The organism is Streptomyces sp. NPDC088157, from assembly GCF_044741545.1.
Classification (GTDB): domain Bacteria; phylum Actinomycetota; class Actinomycetes; order Streptomycetales; family Streptomycetaceae; genus Streptomyces.
Genome location: NZ_JBIUSU010000010.1, coordinates 104,687 through 126,321, shown reverse-complemented (window position 1 = coordinate 126,321; position 21,635 = coordinate 104,687). Strand labels below are relative to the sequence as shown.

The 21,635-nt window shown below is 69.3% G+C and carries 18 protein-coding genes and 3 pseudogenes; 9 read left to right on the top strand and 12 right to left on the bottom strand.

From position 1 onward, the window contains the following. The first annotated feature begins 57 nt into the window (after positions 1–57). On the top strand, positions 58–426 hold the full coding sequence (locus tag ACIPFH_RS34625; protein ID WP_401832893.1) for a prolyl oligopeptidase family serine peptidase: 369 nt from the start codon (positions 58–60) through the stop codon (positions 424–426). Between the two features lie 628 nt (positions 427–1,054). On the opposite strand, the pseudogene ACIPFH_RS34620 reads toward ACIPFH_RS34625, so the two are convergent. After that, positions 1,055–1,185, bottom strand: a pseudogene (locus ACIPFH_RS34620) (IS5/IS1182 family transposase); the annotation flags it as partial. Between the two features lie 248 nt (positions 1,186–1,433). On the opposite strand from ACIPFH_RS34620, the gene ACIPFH_RS34615 reads away from it, so the two are divergent. The 3 genes from ACIPFH_RS34615 to ACIPFH_RS34605 all read left to right on the top strand — a co-directional run bounded on the left by ACIPFH_RS34615 (position 1,434) and on the right by ACIPFH_RS34605 (position 6,831). Continuing rightward, a complete protein-coding gene (locus ACIPFH_RS34615) occupies positions 1,434–4,457 on the top strand; it encodes an MGH1-like glycoside hydrolase domain-containing protein (protein ID WP_401832890.1) in 3,024 nt (1,007 codons plus the stop codon). 510 nt (positions 4,458–4,967) lie between these two features. After that, the gene (locus ACIPFH_RS34610) at positions 4,968–5,735 is read left to right on the top strand and encodes an SDR family NAD(P)-dependent oxidoreductase (protein WP_401832887.1); all 768 of its coding nucleotides are present in this window, start codon (positions 4,968–4,970) and stop codon (positions 5,733–5,735) included. 172 nt (positions 5,736–5,907) lie between these two features. Beyond that, positions 5,908–6,831, top strand: coding sequence for an RNA polymerase sigma-70 factor (locus tag ACIPFH_RS34605; protein WP_401832885.1), 924 nt, complete (start codon positions 5,908–5,910; stop codon positions 6,829–6,831). Positions 6,832–6,977: 146 nt separating this feature from the next. On the opposite strand, the gene ACIPFH_RS34600 is transcribed toward ACIPFH_RS34605, so the two are convergent. Continuing rightward, on the bottom strand, positions 6,978–7,346 hold the full coding sequence (locus ACIPFH_RS34600; protein ID WP_401832882.1) for a VOC family protein: 369 nt from the start codon (positions 7,344–7,346) through the stop codon (positions 6,978–6,980). Positions 7,347–7,408: 62 nt separating this feature from the next. Here ACIPFH_RS34600 and ACIPFH_RS34595 point away from each other — a divergent pair, with 62 nt between their 5' ends. The 3 genes and pseudogenes from ACIPFH_RS34595 to ACIPFH_RS34585 all read left to right on the top strand — a co-directional run bounded on the left by ACIPFH_RS34595 (position 7,409) and on the right by ACIPFH_RS34585 (position 9,186). After that, positions 7,409–7,861: a MarR family winged helix-turn-helix transcriptional regulator gene (locus tag ACIPFH_RS34595; RefSeq protein WP_401832880.1), complete on the top strand. Its 453-nt coding sequence runs from the start codon at positions 7,409–7,411 to the stop codon at positions 7,859–7,861. A gap of 331 nt (positions 7,862–8,192) precedes the next feature. Further along, positions 8,193–8,660, top strand: a pseudogene (locus ACIPFH_RS34590) (Rieske (2Fe-2S) protein); the annotation flags it as partial. Next, positions 8,644–9,186 (top strand): DUF1360 domain-containing protein, encoded by a 543-nt coding sequence (locus ACIPFH_RS34585; RefSeq protein ID WP_401832879.1) that lies wholly within the window; start codon positions 8,644–8,646, stop codon positions 9,184–9,186. The pseudogene ACIPFH_RS34590 and the gene ACIPFH_RS34585, both read left to right, overlap by 17 nt. Positions 9,187–9,259: 73 nt before the next feature. Here the strand turns inward: ACIPFH_RS34585 and ACIPFH_RS34580 are convergent, their stop codons facing one another. The 9 genes and pseudogenes from ACIPFH_RS34580 to ACIPFH_RS34540 form a co-directional block, all read right to left on the bottom strand. Beyond that, positions 9,260–9,445 (bottom strand): hypothetical protein, encoded by a 186-nt coding sequence (locus ACIPFH_RS34580; RefSeq protein ID WP_401832877.1) that lies wholly within the window; start codon positions 9,443–9,445, stop codon positions 9,260–9,262. A gap of 387 nt (positions 9,446–9,832) precedes the next feature. Next, positions 9,833–10,471 carry a hypothetical protein gene (locus ACIPFH_RS34575; RefSeq protein ID WP_401832875.1) on the bottom strand — a complete coding sequence of 213 codons (639 nt, stop codon included), beginning with the start codon at positions 10,469–10,471 and terminating at the stop codon, positions 9,833–9,835. Between the two features lie 69 nt (positions 10,472–10,540). Continuing rightward, positions 10,541–10,777 carry a DUF2071 domain-containing protein gene (locus ACIPFH_RS34570; RefSeq protein ID WP_401832873.1) on the bottom strand — a complete coding sequence of 79 codons (237 nt, stop codon included), beginning with the start codon at positions 10,775–10,777 and terminating at the stop codon, positions 10,541–10,543. 652 nt (positions 10,778–11,429) lie between these two features. After that, the gene (locus ACIPFH_RS34565; protein ID WP_401832870.1) at positions 11,430–12,164 is read right to left on the bottom strand and encodes an NADPH-dependent F420 reductase; all 735 of its coding nucleotides are present in this window, start codon (positions 12,162–12,164) and stop codon (positions 11,430–11,432) included. Between the two features lie 104 nt (positions 12,165–12,268). Further along, complete coding sequence (locus tag ACIPFH_RS34560) at positions 12,269–12,862, bottom strand: TetR/AcrR family transcriptional regulator (RefSeq protein ID WP_401832868.1); 594 nt, start codon at positions 12,860–12,862, stop codon at positions 12,269–12,271. Between the two features lie 336 nt (positions 12,863–13,198). Beyond that, complete coding sequence (locus tag ACIPFH_RS34555) at positions 13,199–14,038, bottom strand: helix-turn-helix transcriptional regulator (protein WP_401832866.1); 840 nt, start codon at positions 14,036–14,038, stop codon at positions 13,199–13,201. A gap of 497 nt (positions 14,039–14,535) precedes the next feature. Further along, on the bottom strand, positions 14,536–15,285 hold the full coding sequence (locus ACIPFH_RS34550) for an SDR family oxidoreductase (RefSeq protein WP_401832865.1): 750 nt from the start codon (positions 15,283–15,285) through the stop codon (positions 14,536–14,538). 117 nt (positions 15,286–15,402) lie between these two features. Next, a pseudogene (locus ACIPFH_RS34545) lies at positions 15,403–15,685 on the bottom strand (fused response regulator/thioredoxin-disulfide reductase); the annotation flags it as partial. A 575-nt stretch (positions 15,686–16,260) separates the two neighbouring features. Continuing rightward, the gene (locus ACIPFH_RS34540) at positions 16,261–17,565 is read right to left on the bottom strand and encodes a hypothetical protein (RefSeq protein WP_401832863.1); all 1,305 of its coding nucleotides are present in this window, start codon (positions 17,563–17,565) and stop codon (positions 16,261–16,263) included. A 714-nt stretch (positions 17,566–18,279) separates the two neighbouring features. Between ACIPFH_RS34540 and ACIPFH_RS34535 the strand changes: the two genes are divergently transcribed. Together ACIPFH_RS34535 and ACIPFH_RS34530 are read left to right on the top strand one after the other, a co-directional pair. Then, a complete protein-coding gene (locus ACIPFH_RS34535) occupies positions 18,280–18,732 on the top strand; it encodes a DUF5707 domain-containing protein (protein WP_401832862.1) in 453 nt (150 codons plus the stop codon). A gap of 811 nt (positions 18,733–19,543) precedes the next feature. Next, positions 19,544–19,828: a hypothetical protein gene (locus ACIPFH_RS34530; RefSeq protein WP_401832859.1), complete on the top strand. Its 285-nt coding sequence runs from the start codon at positions 19,544–19,546 to the stop codon at positions 19,826–19,828. Positions 19,829–20,227: 399 nt separating this feature from the next. Here ACIPFH_RS34530 and ACIPFH_RS34525 read toward each other — a convergent pair whose 3' ends face one another. After that, positions 20,228–21,349, bottom strand: a complete 1,122-nt coding sequence (locus ACIPFH_RS34525; protein ID WP_401832857.1) for an FAD-dependent oxidoreductase — start codon at positions 21,347–21,349, stop codon at positions 20,228–20,230. Positions 21,350–21,635: the final 286 nt, after the last annotated feature.

Below are 21,635 nucleotides of genomic sequence, written 5' to 3'. Positions count from 1 at the left end.
ACTCGGCGTTCGGGTTGACGAACTGCCACTCCGACGCCCGCTCCCCCGGAGTCACGATTGCTCGGTTGCACCGTCACGGCATGCCCCGCCAAGGTCGCCGCCGCCAACCCGCTCACCTACATCGGCGACCGGCGCACCCCGCCGTTCCTCATCCTGCACGGAGAGCAGGACTCCATCGTTCCCCACCACCAGAGCCGGCTCCTCTACGACAAGTTGGTGGCCTCGGGTGACGACGCACACCTGATCTCCTTCCCGAAGGCCGGACACGGCACCGCCTTCGCGATGCTCAGCGACGACGCGATCCGAGCGGGCGCCTATGAGCAGACGACCCGCGGCGGACGGTCCACGCCGCCGAGTCCCGTGACTCCGACGTGGCAGACCGTCATCTCCTTCCTGGAACAGAGCATGGCGAAGAAGTCCCGCTGAGGAGCGCGGGGCGGGCGGCGCGGGCGGGCGGGGGCCGCCCCCCCCCCGCCCCCCCCGGGCCCCCCCCGGCCCCCCCCCCCCCCGGCGCGCGCGCCCGGGGGGGCCGCGGGCCGGGGGGTGGGGCCCCCCGACTGGCTCGGTCGCGGGGGGGGGGGGGCGGGGGGCGGGGGGGGCGGGGGGGGGGGCGGGCCCCCCCGCCCCCCCCCCCCCCCCCCCCCGACGGGCCGCCGCGGCGATCCGGCCTGCCCGACCAGACCCTGCGGATCGCGCCCGGATGTCCGAGTTCCCGGGATGCGGACGGGACCGTACACATCCAGCGCAGGGGCAAGGCCCACGTACAGATCCGCGGCGGAACACTGGTGACCGTCGCCGTCGAGGCCGGCGCGAACGGCGACATCACCGTGCGCAATCCGTTCCCCGGCCAGAACGTCATGGTCGTCGACGGCTCCGGCGCCACGGTGCTGTCGGGCCGGAACGGCGCCACGCTCACCATTCCGGCCCGGCTTGAGGCGGGCCTCCGGGACGTCGTAACTGATCCAGCGGCCCTCGGCGCGCACCACCGCCCTGCCCTTCGCGACGGTGGGCGGCGACCCCGCCACCACGCCGAAGACCCTCAGCGGGAGGGTCATTGGTCGGTCGGATTCGGTCCCGTCAACGGCCCCCTCTGACCGCACGGACGCTGACGGAGTCGAGGGCGCACCGTGACCAGTCCAATTCACCCCGGCCTGCGAGTTCGTCGAGCGACAGGCGATGGGGTCTGGCTGGCCACGGGCCTGGGACCACCGTGACCAGCTGGTACCGACACGCCCGCGCCGACACGGCAGGCCCCCGGAACCACCTGGGCAACGACGCGGCGATGTTCCCGAGTTGTCCGAGCTGTCGACTTTCCTTGCCGGATCTATTGACTTCCCGTCCCGTCCGTCACTACCGTCTCGCAAAATTTCGAACGCTGTTCGATATTTCGAATGACGAATGTCTTGTATGAGTGCCCAATGGAGGACACCTCTATGCGCCACCGACTCAGACCCAGCTCCCGCCTGGTGGCCGCACTGTGCGGCTCGACGCTGTCCATGGCCCTGTTGACCGGCGGGCCGGGGGCGACCCCCGCCCAAGCGGCCGACGACCCCAACGCGGTCGCGCTCGACAAGGACGCGATCCTCGCCGCCAACCAACTCGACGAGCGGCAGTGGTACAAGGACAACATCCCTTTCCTCGACACCCCCGACAACGACATCGACGATGTCTACTACTACCGGTGGAGCACCTACAAGCGTGCCCTCCGCTACACCACGCCGGGGACGGGTTACGTGTCGACCGAGTACGACGTGCCGATCGGCTATGCCGGGAACCCGTACACCGCGCTCCCGGACGCGGCCGGCTACCACGTGCTGGACGGGCGCTGGCTGCGCAACCAGGACTACGCCGGTGACTACCTGGACTTCTGGCTGCGCGGGGCGGGCAACTCGGGCGCCCGCAACTTCAGCGAGTGGATCACGAGCGCCGCGTACCAGCGTTATCTCGCCACCGGAGACGCGGCCCGGATCAAGTCCGACCTCCCCCAGCTCATCGCGCTCTACAAGCGGTGGGACTCGAACTTCACCAACGACGTCACGGTGAACGGCACACAGTCCACCAGCGACCTGTACCACCAGACCCCGCTGTCCGACGCCACTGAGTACACCGAGACGTCGATGCACAGCAGCAACTGGTTCAGCGGCGGCCCGGGTTACCGGCCCACGATCAACGCCTACATGTTCAGCGCCGCCCAGGCGATCAGCAAGATCGCCACCATGAACGGCGACACCGCGACCGCGACCGAGTACGACGCCAAGGCCGCGCAGCTCAAGGCCGCCGTGCAGAACTCGCTCTGGGACCCGCAGCGCCAGTTCTTCATGCAGGTCTACAACACGGACAACACCAACGGCACCCTGAAGCAGACCAGGACGACCTGGCGCGAGGCGATGGGCTACGCCCCCTGGGCGTTCAACCTGCCCGATGCGCAGTACTCGTCGGCGTGGAAGTACCTGACGGACTCCAAGCGGTTCGCGGCGCCGTTCGGCCCCACGACGCTGGAGCGGGTGCACGACTACGAGGCCGAGCAGGCCGCCGTCACCCACGCGAACACCTTCAACGCGACCACCGCCTCCAACGGCAAGTACATCGGGCAGATCGACTTCGCCGACAGCGACGTCACCTTCACCGTGGACGCGCCCGGCAACGGCACGTACCCGGTGACCGTCCACTACGCCAACGGCACCACCAGCACGTCAACCCACAACCTCGTCGTGAACGGCGCCACCGCCGGCCCGATCGCCGTCAGTTACGCCCCCACCGGCAGCTGGGGCCAGTTCTCGGAGTCGAAGTCCGTCACCGTGCAGGTCCCGATGAAGGCCGGGGCCAACACGCTGAAGTTCACCAAGGGGACGGGCTTCGCCGAGATCGACCGGATCGCCACGAACCCCTACTTCAACTACCAGGCGATCCCCGCCTCCCAGCAGCGCGACGACGCCAACTGCTGCCACTGGAACGGCCCGAGCTGGCCGTTCCAGACGAGCCAGATCCTGACGGGCATGGCGAACCTGCTCCAGGACTACCCGGCGCAGAGCTACGTCACCAAGCAGGACTACCAGACGATGCTGGCGCAGTTCGCCGACCTCCAGCACAAGGACGGCAAGCCCTACATCGCCGAGGCCGCCAACGGAGACACCGGCGAGTGGATCTACGACGGCTTCAACTTCAGCGAGAACTACAACCACTCCAGCTTCAACGACCTGGTGCTCACCGGTCTGCTGGGCATCAAGCCGCAGGCGGACAACACGCTGGCACTCAAGCCGCTGGTCCCGTCCGGCTGGGACTGGTTCGCCGTGGAGTCCCTGCCGTACCACGGGCACACCTACTCGATCCGCTGGGACCGTGACGGCACGCACTACGGCAAGGGCAGCGGCCTGCAGATCTTCCAGGACGGTCAGCGCATCCACCAGTCGTCGACGCTCGGGAACACCACCGTGAACGTGGCCGCCCCCGTCGCCACGGCGCCGGCCACGCGGCTGATGAACGTGGCGGCCAACCCGCTGACCGCCGAGCAGGACTGGCTCGGCCGGACCATCACCCAGCCCTTCCCGAAGGCCTTCGCCTCCTACACCAACACCGTCTCCAACGGTCCGCACTGTCACAGCGGGCAGACCTGCAAGCCCACCACCTTCGACGCCCCGCTGCGGGCCACCGACGGCTGGATCCGCTACGACAAGATCCCCGACGACCGGTGGACCAACTCCGGTTCGCCGAACGCCACCGACCACCTCGGCGTCGACTTCGGCGCGCCGCGAAAGATCAACGAAGTGAAGTTCTACACCTACGACGACGGCGCGAACATCCGCGTCCCGGCGAGCTACACCGTCCAATACCTCAGCAACGGGTCGTGGGTGAACGTCCCGAACCAGACCAAGAACCCGGCCACCCCGGTCGCCGACAACGCCAACGAGGTGACCTTCCCGACGATCACGACCTCCCAGTTCCGGGTCGTCCTCACCCCCCAGACCGGCAAATCCGTCGGCGTCACCGAGCTGGAGGCCTGGTATCCGGAGACACCGGCCGTGAAGATCATCAACAAGAACAGCAACCTGGAGCTCGGTATCTCCGGCTCCTCGATCGCCCCTGGAGGCGCCGCCCAGCAGCAGACGGCCGACACCACGGCCAACCACTCGTGGAAGATCGTTCCCGCCGAGAACGGCTACTACAAGATCTTCAACACCAACAGCGGCCAGGTGCTCGGCATCAAGGACGCCTCCAAGACGGCCGGCGCCACCGCACTGCAGTGGGGCGACACACTCACCGCCGACCACCTCTGGTCACTGGTGGACGCGGGTGGCGGCTACTGCAAGATCGTCAACAAGAACAGCGGCCTGGCCCTGGGCATCCAGAACATGTCCACCGCATCCGGGGCCCAGGCTGTGCAGTGGGACGACAACGGCACCGCCGACCATCTGTGGCGCATCGTCACGGGCGACGGATCCACGCCGTTCAACTCCTGACCGACCGTCCACCGCGACACGGCCGTCGGCCGGGAGCCGGAATTCCGGATCCCGGCCGACGCTGTTGCCATGGGGCACACCCCGTGACTTCGGAGCGGGTGCCGACCCCAGGGGGTCGCGCTGGAGGTCACCCACCACCATCAGGGCGAGGCGCAGAGCGGTGTACTCCTGGTCGTGTCTCAATACGGGGTGGTCATCGGTCTTGCCGTGGCCCACACCGGCGCGGTACGGCGACCTCGCTCCGGTGCGCTGTGCACCACGAGCGCGACGGACGTGCCACTGGCTACGCGCTCTACCGGCACAGCTCCGCACCGGACGGGCTCGGCGGCAGCGCCGCTACCGCTTCGTGGACCTCGACGGCGAGCAGACCGTCCTGCCTGACTCCGGCCAGAACGCCTCGGCCGAGAACAGTTGGCTCTGTCCCGCGTGTCAGAGTTTGCAGGGCTGTCTCGTCTCAGGTTGCGAAGACAGGTTCTGCGAAGAACCCACCTCGACAACAGGGAGCGGGACATGGGCGAGGAGACGGCACATCAGAAGATCGCGCTGGTCACCGGGGCGAACAAGGGGCTCGGTCGTGGGGTCGCCGAGCAACTCGCTGCGCTGGGCATGACGGTCCTGATCGGTGCCAGAGACCCGCGGCGCGGCGAGGAGGCCGCCGCGGCGGTGCGCGCGGCAGGCGGTGACGCGCACGCGGTCACGTTGGACGTCACTGACCAGGCCGACGTCCAGGAGGCCGCGAAGCAGGTTGAGGAGCGCTTCGGCTACCTCGACGTGCTGATCAACAACGCCGGCATCACCGGATCCGGGCAGGTCGCACCGGATGAAGCCCACGATCAAGTCCCCAGCTCCGTCGACCTGGCCATGGTCCGGGCCGTGTTCGAGACCAATGTCTTCGGGGTGATCGCGGTGACCAACGCCATGCTGCCGCTGCTGCGGCGGTCACCGGCGCCGCGCGTCGTCAACGTCAGCAGTCATGCGGCGTCGCTGACTCTCACCAGCGATCCGGACGGCCCCTTCGCGGTACTGCTGCCGTCGGCTGCGTATTCGCCGTCCAAGAGCGCGCTGACCGCGCTGACCGTGCAGTACGCCAATGAGCTGCGGAAGGACGGCGTTCTCGTCAACGCGGTCGCCCCCGGCTTCGTCGCCACGGACAGCAACAACCACACCGGGCTCCTCACGGTCGCACAGGGCGCCGCAGCCGTGGTGCGCCTGGCCACCCTTGGCGCGGACGGACCGACCGCCGGGTTCTTCAGCGAGGAGGGCTCCGTGCCCTGGTGAGGTGGCCCTGAACGGCGGCGCGTTCCACGGGTCATGGCGCCATGGCGGATGCGCAGGTGCCCCGCTGCCGGCCGAACAACAGGCAGTGATCATTGATGGCCGAGGGGCGCGGCTTGCCCAACTGGAAGCCGCGCCACCTCTGGTGGTGGCTCAGATTCAAGGAGGAGCCGGCGTGACGAAGACCGAAGAGTTCCAGGAGCTGCGGCCGCTGCTGTTCTCGATCGCCTACCGGATCCTGGGCAGTGTGAGCGAGGCCGAGGACGCGGTCCAGGAGACCTGGCTGCGCTACCAGGCCACCTCCGTTCAGCCGGGTTCGGTCAAGGCGTTCCTGTCGACCGTGGTCACCCGGATCTCGATCGACGTGCTGCGCTCGGCACGCGTCCGGCGGGAGGAGTATGTCGGGCCGTGGCTTCCCGAACCGCTGCTCACCGACCCGTACGAGGATCCGGCGCGGTCGGCGGAGCTGGCGGACTCGCTGTCGATGGCGGCCCTGCTCCTGCTGGAGAGGCTCACGCCGCTCGAGCGCGCGGTCTTCGTGCTGCGGGAGGTGTTCGCCTTCGGCTTCCCGGACATCGCAGCGGCCGTGGGGCGTTCGACGGCGGCGTGCCATCAGCTCGCGGCGCGGGCGCGCCGTCACATGGCCATGGGCCAGGTGCGTTTCGAAGCCGACCGGAAGGAGCGCGAGAAACTCGCCGAACGGTTCTTCGACGCCTTCCGGGAAGGGGACGTCGACGGGCTGGCCGAACTGCTGGCCGCCGACGTTCAGATGATCGGCGACAGCGGCGGCAAGGCCCCGCAGTTCAAGCCCGTCATCCTCGGTGCCGGGCACACGGCCCGGGTGCTCGCGGCGTTCGTGCCGCTGGTCGTCAGGGGCGGCGGCGTCGTACAGCCTCAGCAGGTGAACGGCCAGCCGGGCGCCATCTTCCGCGACCGGGACGGCCAGGTCCTCAGTACCTGGGCGCTCGACGTACGCGACGGGCAGATCCAGACGATCCACACAGTGAACAACCCCGACAAACTTAAACATATCGGGCCCGTAGCGGACGCCTGGGTGGCCCTTCGCGAGGCGAAGCAGACACACCCGCCCACAGATTGACGCCGTTCAGGCCGTGCAGGAGGGAGCCGCGCGGCAGCGCTTCCACACCTGCGGCCGGCTCCCACGGTGGCCCGAACGCCGGCCGCAGGCGTGGAAGCGCTCCGCGGCCTTCGGGGATCGGTGATCGTCCGGTGCCGTTTGGCCGATCAGGCGCGGTCGTGGAGGGTGATTCGGTAGCCGTCGGGGTCGGCGAAGGTGAAGGTCCGGCCGAAGGGGCCGTCGATCGGTGCGGAGACGATGGTGTGACCGTCGGCGACGAGAGCATCGTGAATGGCCTGGACGTCTGTGGCGTGGAGCCAGATCGCGGCACCGATGCCGGGCTGGGCGACGGATGCGAGGTCGGTGCCGGGAACGACGTCGCGGAGTGCGAACGCGATCGGCTTCGTCTCGAAGACGACGGCGTGCGGAGGTCCGGCCGACGAGCGGACGAGGCCGAGATACTGCTCGTAGAACGCTTGCGAAGCGTCGAGGTCGCGCGCCTGGAGCGAGATGAAGTCGGGGCCGGTCGCGGGCATGATGATGCTCCTTCTTTTCGTGTCAGCTTTCTGACACAGGCAACCTATGTCAGAATCCTGACATGAATCAAGACGGTGTCGACCTGAAGACGTCACTGGGCTACCTGTTGAAAGAGGCGTCGAGCGCTCTCCGCGTAGCCATGGAGGAGGTGCTGCGGCCGCTCGGGATGAGCGTGACGCACTACTCCTGCCTCGAGCTGCTGGCTCAACGACCGGGCTTGTCGAACTCCGAACTCGCGCGGGGCGCGTTCGTGACACGGCAGTCGATGAACGTGCTGCTCCAAGCCCTGGAACGGGAGGGCTACGTGACCAGGCCCGCGCAGGCACCCGTCGGGAAGGCTCTTCCCACGCGGCTCACACCTCGTGGCCGACAGAGCCTCGAGAAGGCGACCGTAGCGGTCCGGTCCGTCGAGATCAGAATGCTGGCCGGCATGACCGAGACCGAGCAGTCAAGCGCGTTCCGGATCCTGCAGAGCATGATCCATTCCCTGCGCGAGGGCAACGGCGGTGCATAGCTCGTTCCCCGGCGCACGTCCCGTCGCGCCCGGACAGGAGTGCGGCCGAGCGTGAAAATCCGTGCTCAGCCGGGGGAAGGCGAGGGTGATCTCCATCGACCGCATTCCCGAGCGGCTGGAGATGGCCGAATGCCACGTCGGCAGTGAGGTCATCGACTACACGGCCACCGATGTCGGGGCGGAACTGCTCGGACGTTCGTCGCTCCGTTTGGCGTCCGTGCAGGTGGGGACCCGGCCGACCATGACCACAACGCCTCACCTCCGTCGGATGCGGCAGAGCCGGGTCCTGCGGCTGCTGGACTGCCTGGAGCGGGAGCCCCGGGCCGATCCGAACTTGGCCTACCGGCAGGCGTCCGGCGCCAACCACGCAGAAGAGGTTCCACACGTCGTCACGGAGGGCTGGCATCGGATCGGGACGGTGGACGAGTTCCCGGCCGGTCAGCCCGTACGGCGCAGCGTGGACGACGTGCCGGTCCTGGTGGCGCGGGAGCCGGGTGGGACGATCCACGCGCTGGCCGAGCGGTGCGGTCATCTCGCCGGACCGCTGTCCGAGGGCACGGTCGCGGACGGGTGCGTCGAGTGCCTCTGGCACGGCAGCGTCTTTCGGCTCTCGGACGGCTGGAACGTCCGCGGCCCCGCAACCGCGCCCCAGCCTGCCTTCGACAGCCGCATCGTCGACGGCCGCGTCGAGGTGCGCCTGCGCCGGCAGGACCGAGGCGACCGTCCGGGGAACGGTCGGGGAGCGGACCGGCATCGGAGCGCGACAGAAACGGGTACGGCCCATGGGCACAGCAGCTGACGGCCGCCTCGCACGACGCGTGCACGGCCTTCTCACGCACACCGAACGAGACTATTCGGCAGGGCACGATCGGCCGTTGGGCGGCTATCTGGCGGCCATGGCGGGATTCGGGGCGTACACGGCGGCCTGGGTCACGGCGGTACGGCTGCGCGGGCGCCCGCTGCCCGAGCGGCCCGAGCCGTGGGACGTGGTGTTGACCTCGGTGGCCACGTTCCGGCTCAGCCGTCTGCTGAGCAAGGCATCGGTGACCAGTCCACTGCGGGCCCCCTTCACCCGGTACGTCGGTCCGCAAGGCCCGGCCGAACTGCACGAGGAGGCGCAGCCCGAGGACGGCAAGGAGACCGTGGGTGAGCTGGTGACCTGCCCGTTCTGCATGAGCGTCTGGGTGGCCTCGACTCTCACCGCCGGCCAGCTGCTCTGGCCGCGCGCGACGCGCACCGCCATGGGCGCGCTCGCCGCCCTGGCCGGGGCAGACGCGCTGCAACTGGCGTACGGCGGGCTGATCGGCAAGACCACCGGCGAGTGAGCCCGCAGTGCGCCGACCGGACGTCGTTCACAGGGCCGTCCACGCCTTCACCACCGTCGCCCGCAGCGGCCTCTCATGGACCGGACCAACCGGCCTCCCACTCCTCGCGCCTCTCCTCGTCCTCGTCCTCGTCCTCGCCCTCCGCCTGCGAAGGGGTCGTCCGTGGTGCGTCGCCAGGCCCGGGCGTCTCCGGCTCGTCCTTCGCGGCGATGTTCTGCTGCCGCTCACCCTCTGCCTGGGACGGGGTCTGCTCACTCATCGGCGGCCTCCCTAATGCTCACGTTGTGCTTGGTCCGGGGTCTGCTGGGGGTTCCCTGGCGGCCCTTCGGTGAGAGGTGGTCCGCAGAACTCGTGGGCATCCGGTGCAGCAACCCGTCGTCCTGTTCGCCGTACTGGCCGGTCCGCTCCAGCGGTGGCGAAAAGGCGTGGACAGGAGACCAGCAGTCCACCCGTCGTCATCTGCAGCCGCACATCGGCCTTCGGTCCGACCCGCCCGGAACCGCGCAGGTGCAGCAGCGGCCACAGTCCGCCGACGGTGTTGAAGGCACCGTGCGCGACCGCCACCGTGTTCGCAGGCTCCCGAACTCTGGTCTTGTCCAAGGGGCCCCCTTCGTAGGGTCGGCCGGGTACCCCTGGCCGGGTGTCCTTACTCGGAGTCGAGCGAGATCGTCGTCGTGACCCGTGTGACGGCGGGTCTCCTCGGCACCGAGCCGAACCCGAAGCGCACGGGCGGTTCGACGGGCGCTGTCGCACCGAGGTCGGTTCCCTCGAAGGCCGCCGACACCGTGCGAATCGGCCGCAGGTCCCGGGCGCCGTACCACTCGCGGCGTCCTGCGCCGACGCTGCCGCGGGTCCGCACGCCGGGCAGCAGCACCCGGGTCGGCCAGTCCGTCAGCGCACCCCATACCGGACGGCGGGCGAGCGCGCCGGGAACGGCACACAGCAGGAACCCCAGAAGCCCCCGCCGGCCGGTGGTGAAGCGCAGGTCGAGTGACCCCGCGGTGACGATCCAGGTGCCGTCCGCGACGGTCACGTCGATCGGGACGACGCGTACGGTTTCGAAGGTATAGGTGTCGCTGACGAAGTTCGCCGTCCCCTGCGTGGGGGCCAGCAGCAGCCGTTCTCCGTCGGGCCGTTCCAGCATCACATCGCTGAACCGCCCGAACGGTGACCGCTGCCAGTGTCCGAGCACGATGCGCGTTCCGGAAGAGGTGCCCAGGCCCGCGATCCAACCGTCGAAACGCAGCCGGGGGCGCCGCGTTGCCCCGCTGAGAATCCGGCTCATCCGCTCGTCCCCGCTCGAAAGGGTTGGGGGAATCCCGGCCGGGCGAGGGCCCGTCGTGTCAGCCCGGGGTCAGGAAGGGCCCGGTCCTGGGACACAGGGCCGGGAGGGACCCAGGCGTACATGCCGGACTCCTTCCGAGAAGTGCACCACGGGCTCGTCGAGTGGGGCGGGGATGCCCGCGGCTGTCGTCAGCGTCTCCTCGATCATGTCGACCGCGGCGTCGGCCAGCGGCCACGGCTCGTGCTCGACGGGCGTCTCCCAGAGCATGCCGCGCCGACGGGTGTACGCCCGCCGGCGCGAGGCCAACCACAGGCCCGGTTCCGTCGGCGTGATCTTGTCAGCGCGGCGGACGACCAGCCGGTAGGAGGCCCCACCTGGTCACCTCGAACCGGCGTAGGAGACGGTTCCCCGCCCGCGGAGACGCTGAGGGCGCCCGGGTTGTACGGCGCGCCGACGGCACGAGCCGCCAGCATCAGGAGGCAGGCCCGCCTCGATGGACAGAAACCACAGCCCGTCCCGCCCGTTCCCATGCCGGACATACCGCACATCCGCCATGACAGACGGCTTGAGCCCCGCCCAGGCAGCCCCTTCGTACTCGTCCACGACCAGTCCCACAGGCAGCAGAGCCTGAACCGCCTCCGGCGGAAGAGAGCCAGTGCACAAACGTCCGATTCAGCCAACCCGCCCGCAACGCGGGCACCCGCACCCGCTGCTGCGCTCCATACGCCACCGCATCCGGCGAGTCCCCCAGGCACGGCCGACGGAAACGGACAGGGCACGGACGCGACACCTGCCGCCTGATGACAGGCGACAGCGGGACTGCCATTCACGGCCGTTCCTGGCCTCAACAGCCATCCGTTCGACGGCATGAGGCCAGAGCCGGGCACAAGGGGTGTTCGTGGCGGCCCGACGCTGCCGCCCTCGTGCCGTTGCGTGCACGAGGGCCGCGTCGGGTGACTCAGCGGTGGGCGGCGCGGTTCATCTCGACGACGTCCTCCAGGGTGGCCGTGGCCGGGAGGTTGGCGAAGCGTTCCGGCACGCTGTCGCGGATACGGGCGTCCTTGACGCGGTCGGCCGCGGCCAGGGCCGCCGGCAACTCGTCGAGGGTCAGCTCGGTGCAGTAAGCGGGGCTGTTCGGCTGCTGACGCCAGGAGTCGGCCAGCATGCCGGCGTCGTAGGGGTCGAAGCCCGTGTCGTCCACGAGCTGCATGGCCACCCGCCGCGCCTCCTCGGAGTCGCCGGCGACCGGGATGGCGATACGGCCCGGGGTCCCGGCCGGCACGCCCCGGGTCCGCTGGGTTTCGGCCAGGGCGGCGTTCCACGCCTTGACCACGGGGCGTCCCAACTGCTCGGCGTTCCACACGCTCTCGATCTCGCCGTTGTCCACGGCTTCGATCTGCCCGCTGAGGTGTGGATAGTAGTTCGAGGTGTCGATGACCACCGTCTCGGCGGGGACCGAGGCCAACAGGGCGGCCAGCTTCCCCGCAACCCCGAAGGGGATGGCCAGGACGATGACCTCCCGGTCCTGGACGGCGTCGGCCAGCTCCGCCGCGCGGGCCCCGGACTCCAGCACCTCCGCCCGGACGGCCTCGGGGCCGCGGGCGTCGGCCACCTGGACATCGTGACCGGCCGTGCTGAGCTTGGCAGCGAGGTTCCCGCCGATGGCACCAGCGCCTATGACAGCAATTTTCATGATTTGCCCCTTGGACGGTTGCGCTGCCCCTGAGGGCAGCGAGATGTGATGGCCGGGTGGTGGTGCCACCTGGTGTTGAGTGGGTCGGGGCGGGTGCCTGACGTTTACGCCTGGGTCTCCCGCTCGCGGTAGCCGCTCGCGATGAGCATGCGGAGCCGGTCGACCGACTCCTCCTCGGTGCCGGTGCCCTTGATCCAGGCAACGGAACAGGCCGCGAGGAACAGGTCGTGCCCGCGCACCGACGCGCGCACGCGCCCAGCGAGCTGCGCGGCTCGCACGTACTGATCGGTGGCGGAGATGAGGATGTCGCAGGGAATCGTCAGCGGGTTGTCCGGCTCCTGCGCCCTGGCCGCGGCCATGAGCGGGTCCGGCAGCCCGCTGAAGGCGCTGAAGTACTCCTCCATCGCCCGCAGCCACTGCTCCAGCGCCTCGGCCGGGTCGCCGAGCCGCTCGATGTCCGCCTGACGGGCCACCAGCTCCTCGGAGCGCGTCTGCAACACGGCCGCCAGCAGCGCCTCCCGGGTCGGGAAGTGCCGGTACAGGGTGCCGGGCCCGACGCCCGCCTCCTTGGCCACCGCCTCCAGGGAAGTGCCGACCCCGTGCTGCAGGAAGTGACGCTGCGCGGTCTCCAGAAGGGCAGCGCGGTTGCGCTGGACGTCCGCGCGGGGCTTGCGTGCCCGCAGTTCACCGGCGTTCATACACCCTCCTGCCTGCCCTGATCCTGCGGCCGCATCAAAACGGATGCTGCCTCCGTATACATCCGAGACTAAAACGGAGGCGGCATCCGGTCAAACGGCGGCCCGACCACGGAGCCCGGACAGCACGGGGGCCCACCTGTCCGGCCACAGCGCGCAGAGCAAAATCCGTGCGAAGTGGGTGCGCGCGGTGCCGCGCCGCCGGTCCCGACGACTTCCGGCGTCCTGGACCGTGGCCCCCATGCATCACCAGCGCCCCTGACCGGGTTCGGCACACAGGTCTCGCACTTGTTCGGCCCCTCTCGCGCCGAGCCCTGACCCGTCTCCCGGCCCAGGATGTCAGGGGGTGAGCTGCTGGTGCCCTATGACGGAGAGCAGTTCGAGTTTGCTGTGGCTCTCCGTGCCGGGGCGAGTGGTCAGCACCACCAGGGTCTGGGCGCGGTTCTCGGTGAACAGGAGCTGGGCGTCGACGTCGATTCGGCCGAGTTCGGGATGGAGGATGGTCTTGCAGTCGTCGTAGCTTTGTGCGACCTCCTGAAGTTCCCACATGCGGACGAACTCGGGGCTGTGTTCCTGGAGTTCGGTGAGGATCCGGGCGGCTCGGGGGGTGTCGCTGCCGGCTGTCAGTGCGGCCCGCAGGCGGGCTGCCTGGGCACGGCCGTGGCGTTCGCGGGTCTCCTCGGGAACCATCAGACGTTCGGCCGGGTCCATGAACCAGCGGTAGTAGCCGCTGCGGGCCAGACCGGTGTGGCGGGTCTGGTCGCCGAGCAGCGCCACGGCCAAGGGGTTCATCGCGAGGGTGTCGACCAGGTCGGTCTGCACCAGGGCCGGGGAGTCGTCCAGGCGGTCCAGGACCCGCATCAGCGTCGGGCTGACATGCTCCGAGCGCTGGAAGCGGGCCGGGGCGTTGTGGCCGATGAGGACGAAGAGATGGTCTCGTTCGTCCAGCGTCAGCCGCAGTGCCCGGGCGAGAGCCGTGGTGATCTGCACGGAGGGCTGAGGAGCACGCTGCTGTTCCAGTCGGGCGTAGTAGTCGGTGGACATGCCGGCGAGCTGCGCGACCTCCTCGCGGCGCAGCCCCTGCGTACGCCTGCGCGGCCCCTCGACCAGCCCGACGTCGCGGGGGCGCAAAACCTCACGCCGACGGCGCAGGAATTCCGCCAGTTCCTTCTTGTCCATGTCCCCATCCTCGCCGTATCCCGGCCGACTATCCAGAGACCACCGATCCATGGCTGAGCAGGCCTCCCCCACCCACGCGAAGCCGCTCGTACGGCCGACGCCGAGGACGCTCGCGGCGAGACGCCCGATGGTCACCTGCCCTGCATGGCCCGCTGGGAATTCGCTGGCTGTCGGCGCTGCGCCGCAAGCCGTCGGCCAGGAAGACGGCCTGCGGCGACGGTCCATCGCGGACGCCCAACGCTTGGGACCGGCCCCGGACCTCGTCGCCCGGCCCGGCCCGGCCGACACGACGATGTTCGTCGGGCGCTCGCGTCCCCGTCAGCACTGAGGACGGAGCCGGTCGCCTCCCGTGCGACGACCGAGGTGAAGCGGAGGACGCGTCATCACCGTTCCGCGTCTGCGGTGAGGACCACCCGAGGCGGGTCCAGTTCGCGTTCGTCCATGATGCGGCCCAGCAGGACCAGCCCGCGTGCCGCTGTTCCGCGTCGGTCACTGGGTCAGCTGCCGCTGATCATGGCGAGGACGTCGTCGTAGGAGCCGTTGGCCTCCGCGTCGCGGATGAACCTGGCGCCCTCGACGACAAGCTCCTTCGCGTCGGGCTTCTCGCGCAGCAGGTCGAGGGTCTCGGTGAGGAAGTCGTCCAGCGGCATGGCGTGGTCGTTGTCCTGCTGGCCCAGCAGGGTCGTGCGCACGCCCGGCGGGGCCACCTCGATCACCTGGACGTCGGAGTCAGCACCGGCGAGTTGGATGCGCAGACTCTCGGAGAAGGAGTGCAGCGCGGCCTTGGTCGCGGAGTAGGTCGGGGTGCTCGGGTACGGTACGAACGCCAGCGCGGAGGTGACGTTCATGACGACCGCGTCGTCCTTGCCCGCGAGCAGGGGCAGGAAGGCGTACGTCATCCGGATCGTGCCGAGCAGGTTGACCGTGACGTGATCCTCGGCGACCGTGAGTCCGGCCGGGTCGAGGAGGTTCTCCCGCAGCATGATGCCGGCGTTGTTGACCAGGACGTTCAGCTCGGGGTGGCTCGCCGCCACGGTCTCACGGGCCCGGGCGATCGAGTCGGGGTCCGCGACGTCGAGGACGAGCGCGTCGATGCCCGGGTGCTCGGCCGTGATCTCGTCGAGGAGTTCCTTGCGCCGGCCGGCGACGATCACCTTGTTGCCGGCCTCGTGCAGGCGCAGGGCCAGGCCGAGGCCGATGCCCGAGGTTCCGCCGGTGATCAGGATCGTGTTGCCGGTCATCTTCATGGGGGTCTCGCTCCTTCGTCAGGGCGGGCCGGTGAGCGCCCGCAGCCTCGACCGTAGAGGCGCCCACGCAGGGGCGGGAGAGGAAGGTTTATCCATGGATCGGCGGTCCCTGACTGGGCCGTAGAAGACGCCACAGCCGGTCAGCGCCTCCAGACCGGGCGCCGCGAGCCGCCCGTGGGAGACCCCGGTGGCCAGGATCACGGCCTGGGCGGTATCGGCGGATCCGTCGTTGAACCGCAGCACCCGCGCGGACCCGGCCGGCTCGAGCGCCACCACCTCCCGGGTGCTGAGAAATCTCCGCGCCGAACTTCCCCGCATGGCGCCGGGCCCGGTCGGTCAGGAATGTCGGACACCCGACGGGAAAACCGAGGTGGTTCTCGATACGGCTGCTCTGCCCCGCGCCGGGGATTTTCTCGATCTCGGTCACGCCCGGAGTGTCCTGCCGCTGCTTGTAGGAGGCATTGACGATCGTCCACGGGACGGTGTTGTCCCGCTCGCCGGAAATGAGCAGCAGGGGTCCGCGGTCGGGGTTCTTGGTGTCGACCTTGGCCTCGGTCCAGGGATTGAGGTTGGCTGCGGCCGCCTGGAACAGCGGCTTGCCTGGGCTCCGCACGGTGTAGGTGTTGTAGAGCTGCTTGGCCTCGTCCTCGCTGACGGCGTTGGCGCAGGCGTAGCGGAACTGCTCGCAGGTCAGCGGAACTGCGCGGTTGCGGTTGGCCGGGTTGTCGAGCACCGGAAGCTCGACTCGAGGGTCGAGATCGGCAGGGCAGCAGAGTCGTCGGGCAAGCCTGGGGTCAGGGCTGCATAGCCGTTGTCCTCGAACAGCTTCGCCCAGCGGTCCCAGCTGCTGGCAGCAGCCACAGACCGTGGACGAACACCACCGTTCGTGCTTCAGTCCCGGGGCCGCGGACTGGACCGGCTCGGAAGAGGCACCTTGAGGCGTGGCGCCCCGAGGTCGAGGAGCACCGCGTCCGTCTACGGAGTGCCGTTCTGCGCGAGGAGTTCGCCCATCTCCCGGTACGCCATCGACGCCTTGCTGTTGCTCGCGTCGTGGAAACGCAGCAGGTACTGATGCATCACGGCCACGCACTTGTCGCGGCTGCTGTAGGCGGCGTCGTCGGTGAGCCGGAAGTCGTCCGAGATCTCCTTGATCGCGCCGTCGGGCGAGGTGTACAGGGGGTGCCACATGACGGTGACGGCGGGGTTGATCCTCTGGATGACGCGCAGTTGCGGAATCTCCTGCGCGATGAGGACGCTGTCGGGGTTGTAGGCCCGCAGGAACACATGGACGGGCCCGGTCGCGCGCTCGACGAACGCGCGGGAGAGGACGTTCCACAGCGGAGCCTGGAGCTTCCAGTCGGCGTGCAGTTCCAGTTGGTCCACCACTTTTCCGAGCCGGGTGAACTCCAGGGGCGTGTGTCCCTTCGACTGCGCGTAGACACTCACGTCGAAGCCGCCCGACCACAGCGCCATCGTGGGAGTGGTGATCCGCAGGTGGTCGCCCATGAGGTTGACGAGCTCCCGGTACCAGGTGTTGGAGGCCCGGCGCGCGCGCCGATCGGCGGGATCGAGCGACGCGTCGGAGGCCTCCACGTTCAGCCGCTCCTGCTCGGCGACTCCGCCGAGCAGGAGCTGCCAGGCGCTCCCGACGACGTCGGGCGGGAAGCCGCCCGCTGCCATCAGCTTCTGGAACACCGGCCATTCGGGGTGGTCCTGGGCCTTGGCCGCGAAGTGTTCCCTGGGTGCGTCCGCCGACGGCTTGCGGCGCTGTACGACGGATGTCGCCGACGTGGCCGCACGGGTGACAGCGGGTTGCCCCGCAGCGGCGACCGGGACGTCCCCGGACAGCACGCGCCGGGCGTCCCCCTGCGCGCCGACCTCCTGAGCCGACTGCCGGGCCGCCGCGTCGTCGTGGGTGTGCGCGTCGCTGAGGCCGGCGCCGCCTACCGGTGTGGACCTGTCCCGCCGCGTCGGCTGCACAGGCAGCCGGCCGGGTGTTCCCAGCACGGCGGGCGTGGTCGTACGGCGTTGCGGCGGAGTCTCCCGCGAGGCCTCGTCGTGACCGTCACGGGCGCCGTGCTCACGCTCCTGCCCCTTGAGCACCTGCGCCACGGCGGTGTTGCCCACCGAGCGCTGCAACTGCGTGACGGCCGCCGGCGACAGCCCGCCCGGCAGCCGCGCGGCAAGTCCGGCCGCCGCCTCGGGCCCCGGGAGCGCGGTCCCGTGCCGGACGGGGCTCCGCCGCTGGGCTACGCCCCGATCCTGCTCACGCTCCTGCATTCACCACACGTCCCTCGCCCGTTCACATCGTCTTCCCCTGTCTAGGAGAGATTGGGGCACGGGACAAGGCTGGGACGGGCACGACGGCGATTCCCGGGGCACTGTCGAGTAGACCTTGGGGCACTGACGCGTGGCCTTCCGGCCTGCCCCGCCCGCGCGCCGTGCCGCCGCGGGAACGCCTCCGCCAGCCCGTCCGTGCATCTCGCGCCGGGCGCCGGACCCCGCTGCCGGCCCGTGTGCACCCAGCTCCCGCCCGGATCCACACTCACTGGCGAACTGAGGCACTCGATCCACACCCAGCGAGCAGTTCCTTCTTCCTTGGGACTGTAAGACGTTCGATGCAACTCCCGCTCAAGGAAGACGCACCGATGTCCAGCGAGAGCGTGACCGCGCCCGCCAAGGCGGGTGAGCCGCAGCCGTCGAAGCCTGTGAACGACCAGTTGATCGACGAGTTGGTGGGCCGGGCCGAGGGCCGAGCTTGCGACTGACCAGCTACGCCGCGCGCCCCGGCCCCGGCGTACCGGCGCCTCTTGCGGGCCCGCCGACGTGTCACGGCGGCCGGATGGGAGCTGAGATGTCATCCGGTCGACCTACTCAGGCCGGGGTTGAGTACATGAGCTCATCCCCGGCACACCGCCGCGGGGCGAGTATCAGTGCAACGGACAGGCACACAAGGCCTGTTCGTCCGACTGAGCCAGATGGGGAGACTCTTCCATGTCCCGACGTATCGCTGTGTCCGTGACCGCCGGTGTCGTCGTTCTCGCAGGTGCCGGTGCCTTCGCCCTCGCCTACGCCGGCGACCAGCCTCCCGCCCTTGCCCACAGCACGGCTCGCTACACCGCCCCCGCCGGCGACAGCGACGGCTCCCTCACCTTCACCACCGAGGTCACCGCCTCCCCCGGCGTCAAGAGCGTCAAGGTCCTGGCCTGGCCGGCGGACTCCTCCCTCGCCAAGCAGAAGCTCACCGCCAAGGACATGACCGCCGCTGAGGCGGCCACCTGCAAGCCCTCCGGCAAGGACACCGTGCAGTGCACCTACACCACCACGGTCACGTCCGCCGAAGCTGCAGCGTCCCCCCACGGCGCCTGGCACATCGCCGTCCTGGCCGAAGCAAAGGACGGCACCACCACCCTCGACAACAAGGCGGCCGACTTCACCGTCCGGTAGGCGTCCCCTTCTGCCGTGCCTGTTCTCGGGGCCAGAAGGTGCCTGAGGGGCGACGGGGTTCGGGCTGACGCTCGGCGGGGGAACGCGACCATGACGGTCGCTTCGGCGGCGAGGCCGGCCGGGCTGCCCAGGTGACGGTGCAGGCGCGGCCCGACCGGGACGGTGTCCTGGACCTCGGTACGTGCTGCCTGATCTCGGGGCCGAGGGAGCGGGCGAGCCGGATCGTGATGCCTTAAGGGGTCGGCTCCGGAAACCCTTCGGGGGTTGACGTTGGAGTCCAAGCGGTGCTGGGCAGCTGTCAGGGTTCAACCGCCACCGTCTCAATGGGCTGCTGATCGCAGGTCTGACGTCTCGGTGAGGTTGGACTCGGCGCAGAGGTCACGCCTCAGAATGTTGCGGGTACGCTCCGCTGGTGTCGAAGAGGCAGAAGACGTACCGCTCTGCGGCCCGCGCCGCTGGCGCGGGCATCGTTGTCGAGAAGGCGCCACGGGCGGCGGTTCCGGCCTGGACAGCCCGTCGTCGCCTACACGCGGGTTCTGCAGTTCTCGGCGGGGTCGTAGGGGGCGCCATCGTTGTACCTGCGCTCTTGGAGCGATTCGGGGCAACGCGCTCCGGTGCGTGGGTGCCCGCCATGTTCGCGGGGTTGGCTTTGGCGCTGGGAATTCCGCTCCTGTATACGACGTTTCGCTCCGTGCGTCACGGCCCTGGTTTGCAGCTTCTCACTGCTCGGACTGTCACGGGTAACCGCACGGTCGATCTGAGCAAGCTGACGTGGATACGTCGAGTTCGTGTCCCCAGCAAGGAGGGCTGGTTGGACCAGTTCTGGATCAAGGACTGCCGAGGTGTCGTCCTCCTTGTGGACAAGGAGGTACTCATCGGTCCGATAGGGCAGGCGGTGGTTCACAGTTCGGGGATCTCAGGCTCACTGGGAACCGTGAAGATCTCTCGGCATGCGGCCGTCGGGCTTGGCCTCAACGAGCCCTCGACTGCATACCGGGCAGCCCGCGCATGCGCAGATGTTCTTCTCGGGATCCTGACCCCCGGGGCAGTCGCCGCTCTTGGAATCCTGGCCGGCTGGCTCACCAGATCAGCGTGAGCCATAGCCAAGGAGATGGGAGAGGGTGTCGATCATCCCGAACGATTCTCGCGAGATTGGCCGTCGCCTCCCATGTCCCTGGGCCGCGCCGTGTGTCGTACCCTGACCGCCGCCGAGCGCCACCGAGGGTTGCCGCCGACCAGACCTCTCGGTCAGGTCGTACGCCTCAAAGACTTTCCATGATCTCTCTGTCAGACTTCGCCACAGGACCTCTCCGGCCGGTTGCTGATGTTCGAAAACAACAGCGAACCGGACGAAGGGGTCACCTTCAGACGAGGAAGCGATCAGGAACAGCCTCGCAGGGTGATCCTTAGAAGACGACGGCCTCTGGAAGAACCTGCAGGTATTCAGGTGGCCCGGAGGGCGATGAGCGGGGCATCAGTTCGGGGCTTGAGTGGCTCATTGGTGCTTATCGGTGAACCAGTCGATCAGGCCCTGGGCCGTGTTGTGAGCGGAGTCGATCCCGGGCATTTCGTCGGTGACGGTCTCGGCGCTGCGGGAGAACATGTCCTGCTCGTACTCCGTGAGTGCCGTCTCGATGTCGTCGGGGTGCGCGGCGAGGGCTTCACCGAGTTCGGCGCCGTCGAGCATGGCCAGGTTGGCGCCCTCGCCGTTGGGAGCCGAGAGGTGGGCGGCGTCGCCGAGCAGGGTCACCCCCGGAAAACGGTCCCACCGGTGCCCGGTCGGCAGAGCGTAGAGGGGGCGCAGTACCGGCGGGATGTCGCTGTCGGTGATCAGCGCGGTGAGCTCCGGCGCCCAGCCGTCGAATTCCTGCGCGATCCGCGCGGTGGCCGTGGCGGCATCGGCGAAATCGACGGCCGCGAACCAGTCCTGCGACTCGGACAGCCCCACGTAGGCGTGCAGAGTGTCACCCTTTTCCCGGTGAGCGAAGATCTCCCTGCCCGGCATGGGAGCGATCAGCATCCCGCCGCCGACCGCCTTCGCGGCGGCCGGGTGCCGTGTGCCGGCGTCGATCAGGTAGGTCTCCACCACCGATTTACCGATGTACTCGGGTATGGCGGTGGACAGCAGCGGCCGGACCCGTGACCACGCGCCGTCCGCGCCGACCAACAGGCTGGTGACCACGGTAACGCCATCGGCGAACGTCACCTCGTGGCGACCCTCGCCGAGGGCACGCACGCGGCTGACCTTGTGCCCCCACCGCACGGTGCCTGCCGGGAGTGAGTCGAGCAGGACCTGTCGCAGGTCACCGCGCTGCACTTCGGGTCGTCCGCCCGTGCCGTCGTCTGCCTGGTCGAGCAGGACGGTCCCGTCCCGGTCGAGGATACGGAGCGCCTGGCGGCCCTCCAGGACGATGGCGTGGAACTCGTCCATCAGGCCGGCCGCCTTGAGTGCGAGCTGCCCGTTGTAGTCGTGGATGTCGAGCAATCCGCCCTGCGCGCGGACCGAGGGGGAGGACTCCGCCTCGTAGACCGTGACCGGGATTCCGTGGACGTGCAGCACGCGGGCCAGCGTGAGTCCGCCGAGTCCGGCGCCGATGACCGTGACGGGGTTGTGCATGGTGGCTCCTTAGGGATGGGGCCGCCCGGTGAGCTCCGGCCGGCCGTCTCTGGAAAGGTGCCAGCCCCCGCCGACGAGCTACCGACATCCGGCCGACGGCCCCCGACAGTGCTCCGACATGACACCGACAACGCAGACCCGCTGGCTCAACCAGGTGGACACGCCCCCTGGTTGGGCCCGCAACCAAGTGGGGACCGCGAGCGGTGGTGGCCGTTTTCAAGGCTCTGTCCGCAGCTTCGTGAATCCCCAGGTCAGGGGCGGGCGGGAACGCGGGATCGTTTCGGCA

What these genes read in the sequence shown, in the direction of transcription:
- ACIPFH_RS34600 (WP_401832882.1), bottom strand. Translation starts at nt 7,346, where the DNA reads ATGCCCGCGACCGGCCCCGACTTCATCTCGCTCCAGGCGCGCGACCTC.
- ACIPFH_RS34610 (WP_401832887.1), top strand. Translation starts at nt 4,968, where the DNA reads ATGGGCGAGGAGACGGCACATCAGAAGATCGCGCTGGTCACCGGGGCG.
- ACIPFH_RS34565 (WP_401832870.1), bottom strand. Translation starts at nt 12,164, where the DNA reads ATGAAAATTGCTGTCATAGGCGCTGGTGCCATCGGCGGGAACCTCGCT.
- ACIPFH_RS34525 (WP_401832857.1), bottom strand. Translation starts at nt 21,349, where the DNA reads ATGCACAACCCCGTCACGGTCATCGGCGCCGGACTCGGCGGACTCACG.
- ACIPFH_RS34555 (WP_401832866.1), bottom strand. Translation starts at nt 14,038, where the DNA reads ATGGACAAGAAGGAACTGGCGGAATTCCTGCGCCGTCGGCGTGAGGTT.
- ACIPFH_RS34595 (WP_401832880.1), top strand. Translation starts at nt 7,409, where the DNA reads ATGAATCAAGACGGTGTCGACCTGAAGACGTCACTGGGCTACCTGTTG.
- ACIPFH_RS34560 (WP_401832868.1), bottom strand. Translation starts at nt 12,862, where the DNA reads ATGAACGCCGGTGAACTGCGGGCACGCAAGCCCCGCGCGGACGTCCAG.
- ACIPFH_RS34550 (WP_401832865.1), bottom strand. Translation starts at nt 15,285, where the DNA reads ATGAAGATGACCGGCAACACGATCCTGATCACCGGCGGAACCTCGGGC.
- ACIPFH_RS34585 (WP_401832879.1), top strand. Translation starts at nt 8,644, where the DNA reads ATGGGCACAGCAGCTGACGGCCGCCTCGCACGACGCGTGCACGGCCTT.
- ACIPFH_RS34580 (WP_401832877.1), bottom strand. Translation starts at nt 9,445, where the DNA reads ATGAGTGAGCAGACCCCGTCCCAGGCAGAGGGTGAGCGGCAGCAGAAC.
- ACIPFH_RS34535 (WP_401832862.1), top strand. Translation starts at nt 18,280, where the DNA reads ATGTCCCGACGTATCGCTGTGTCCGTGACCGCCGGTGTCGTCGTTCTC.
- ACIPFH_RS34540 (WP_401832863.1), bottom strand. Translation starts at nt 17,565, where the DNA reads ATGCAGGAGCGTGAGCAGGATCGGGGCGTAGCCCAGCGGCGGAGCCCC.
- ACIPFH_RS34575 (WP_401832875.1), bottom strand. Translation starts at nt 10,471, where the DNA reads ATGAGCCGGATTCTCAGCGGGGCAACGCGGCGCCCCCGGCTGCGTTTC.
- ACIPFH_RS34615 (WP_401832890.1), top strand. Translation starts at nt 1,434, where the DNA reads ATGCGCCACCGACTCAGACCCAGCTCCCGCCTGGTGGCCGCACTGTGC.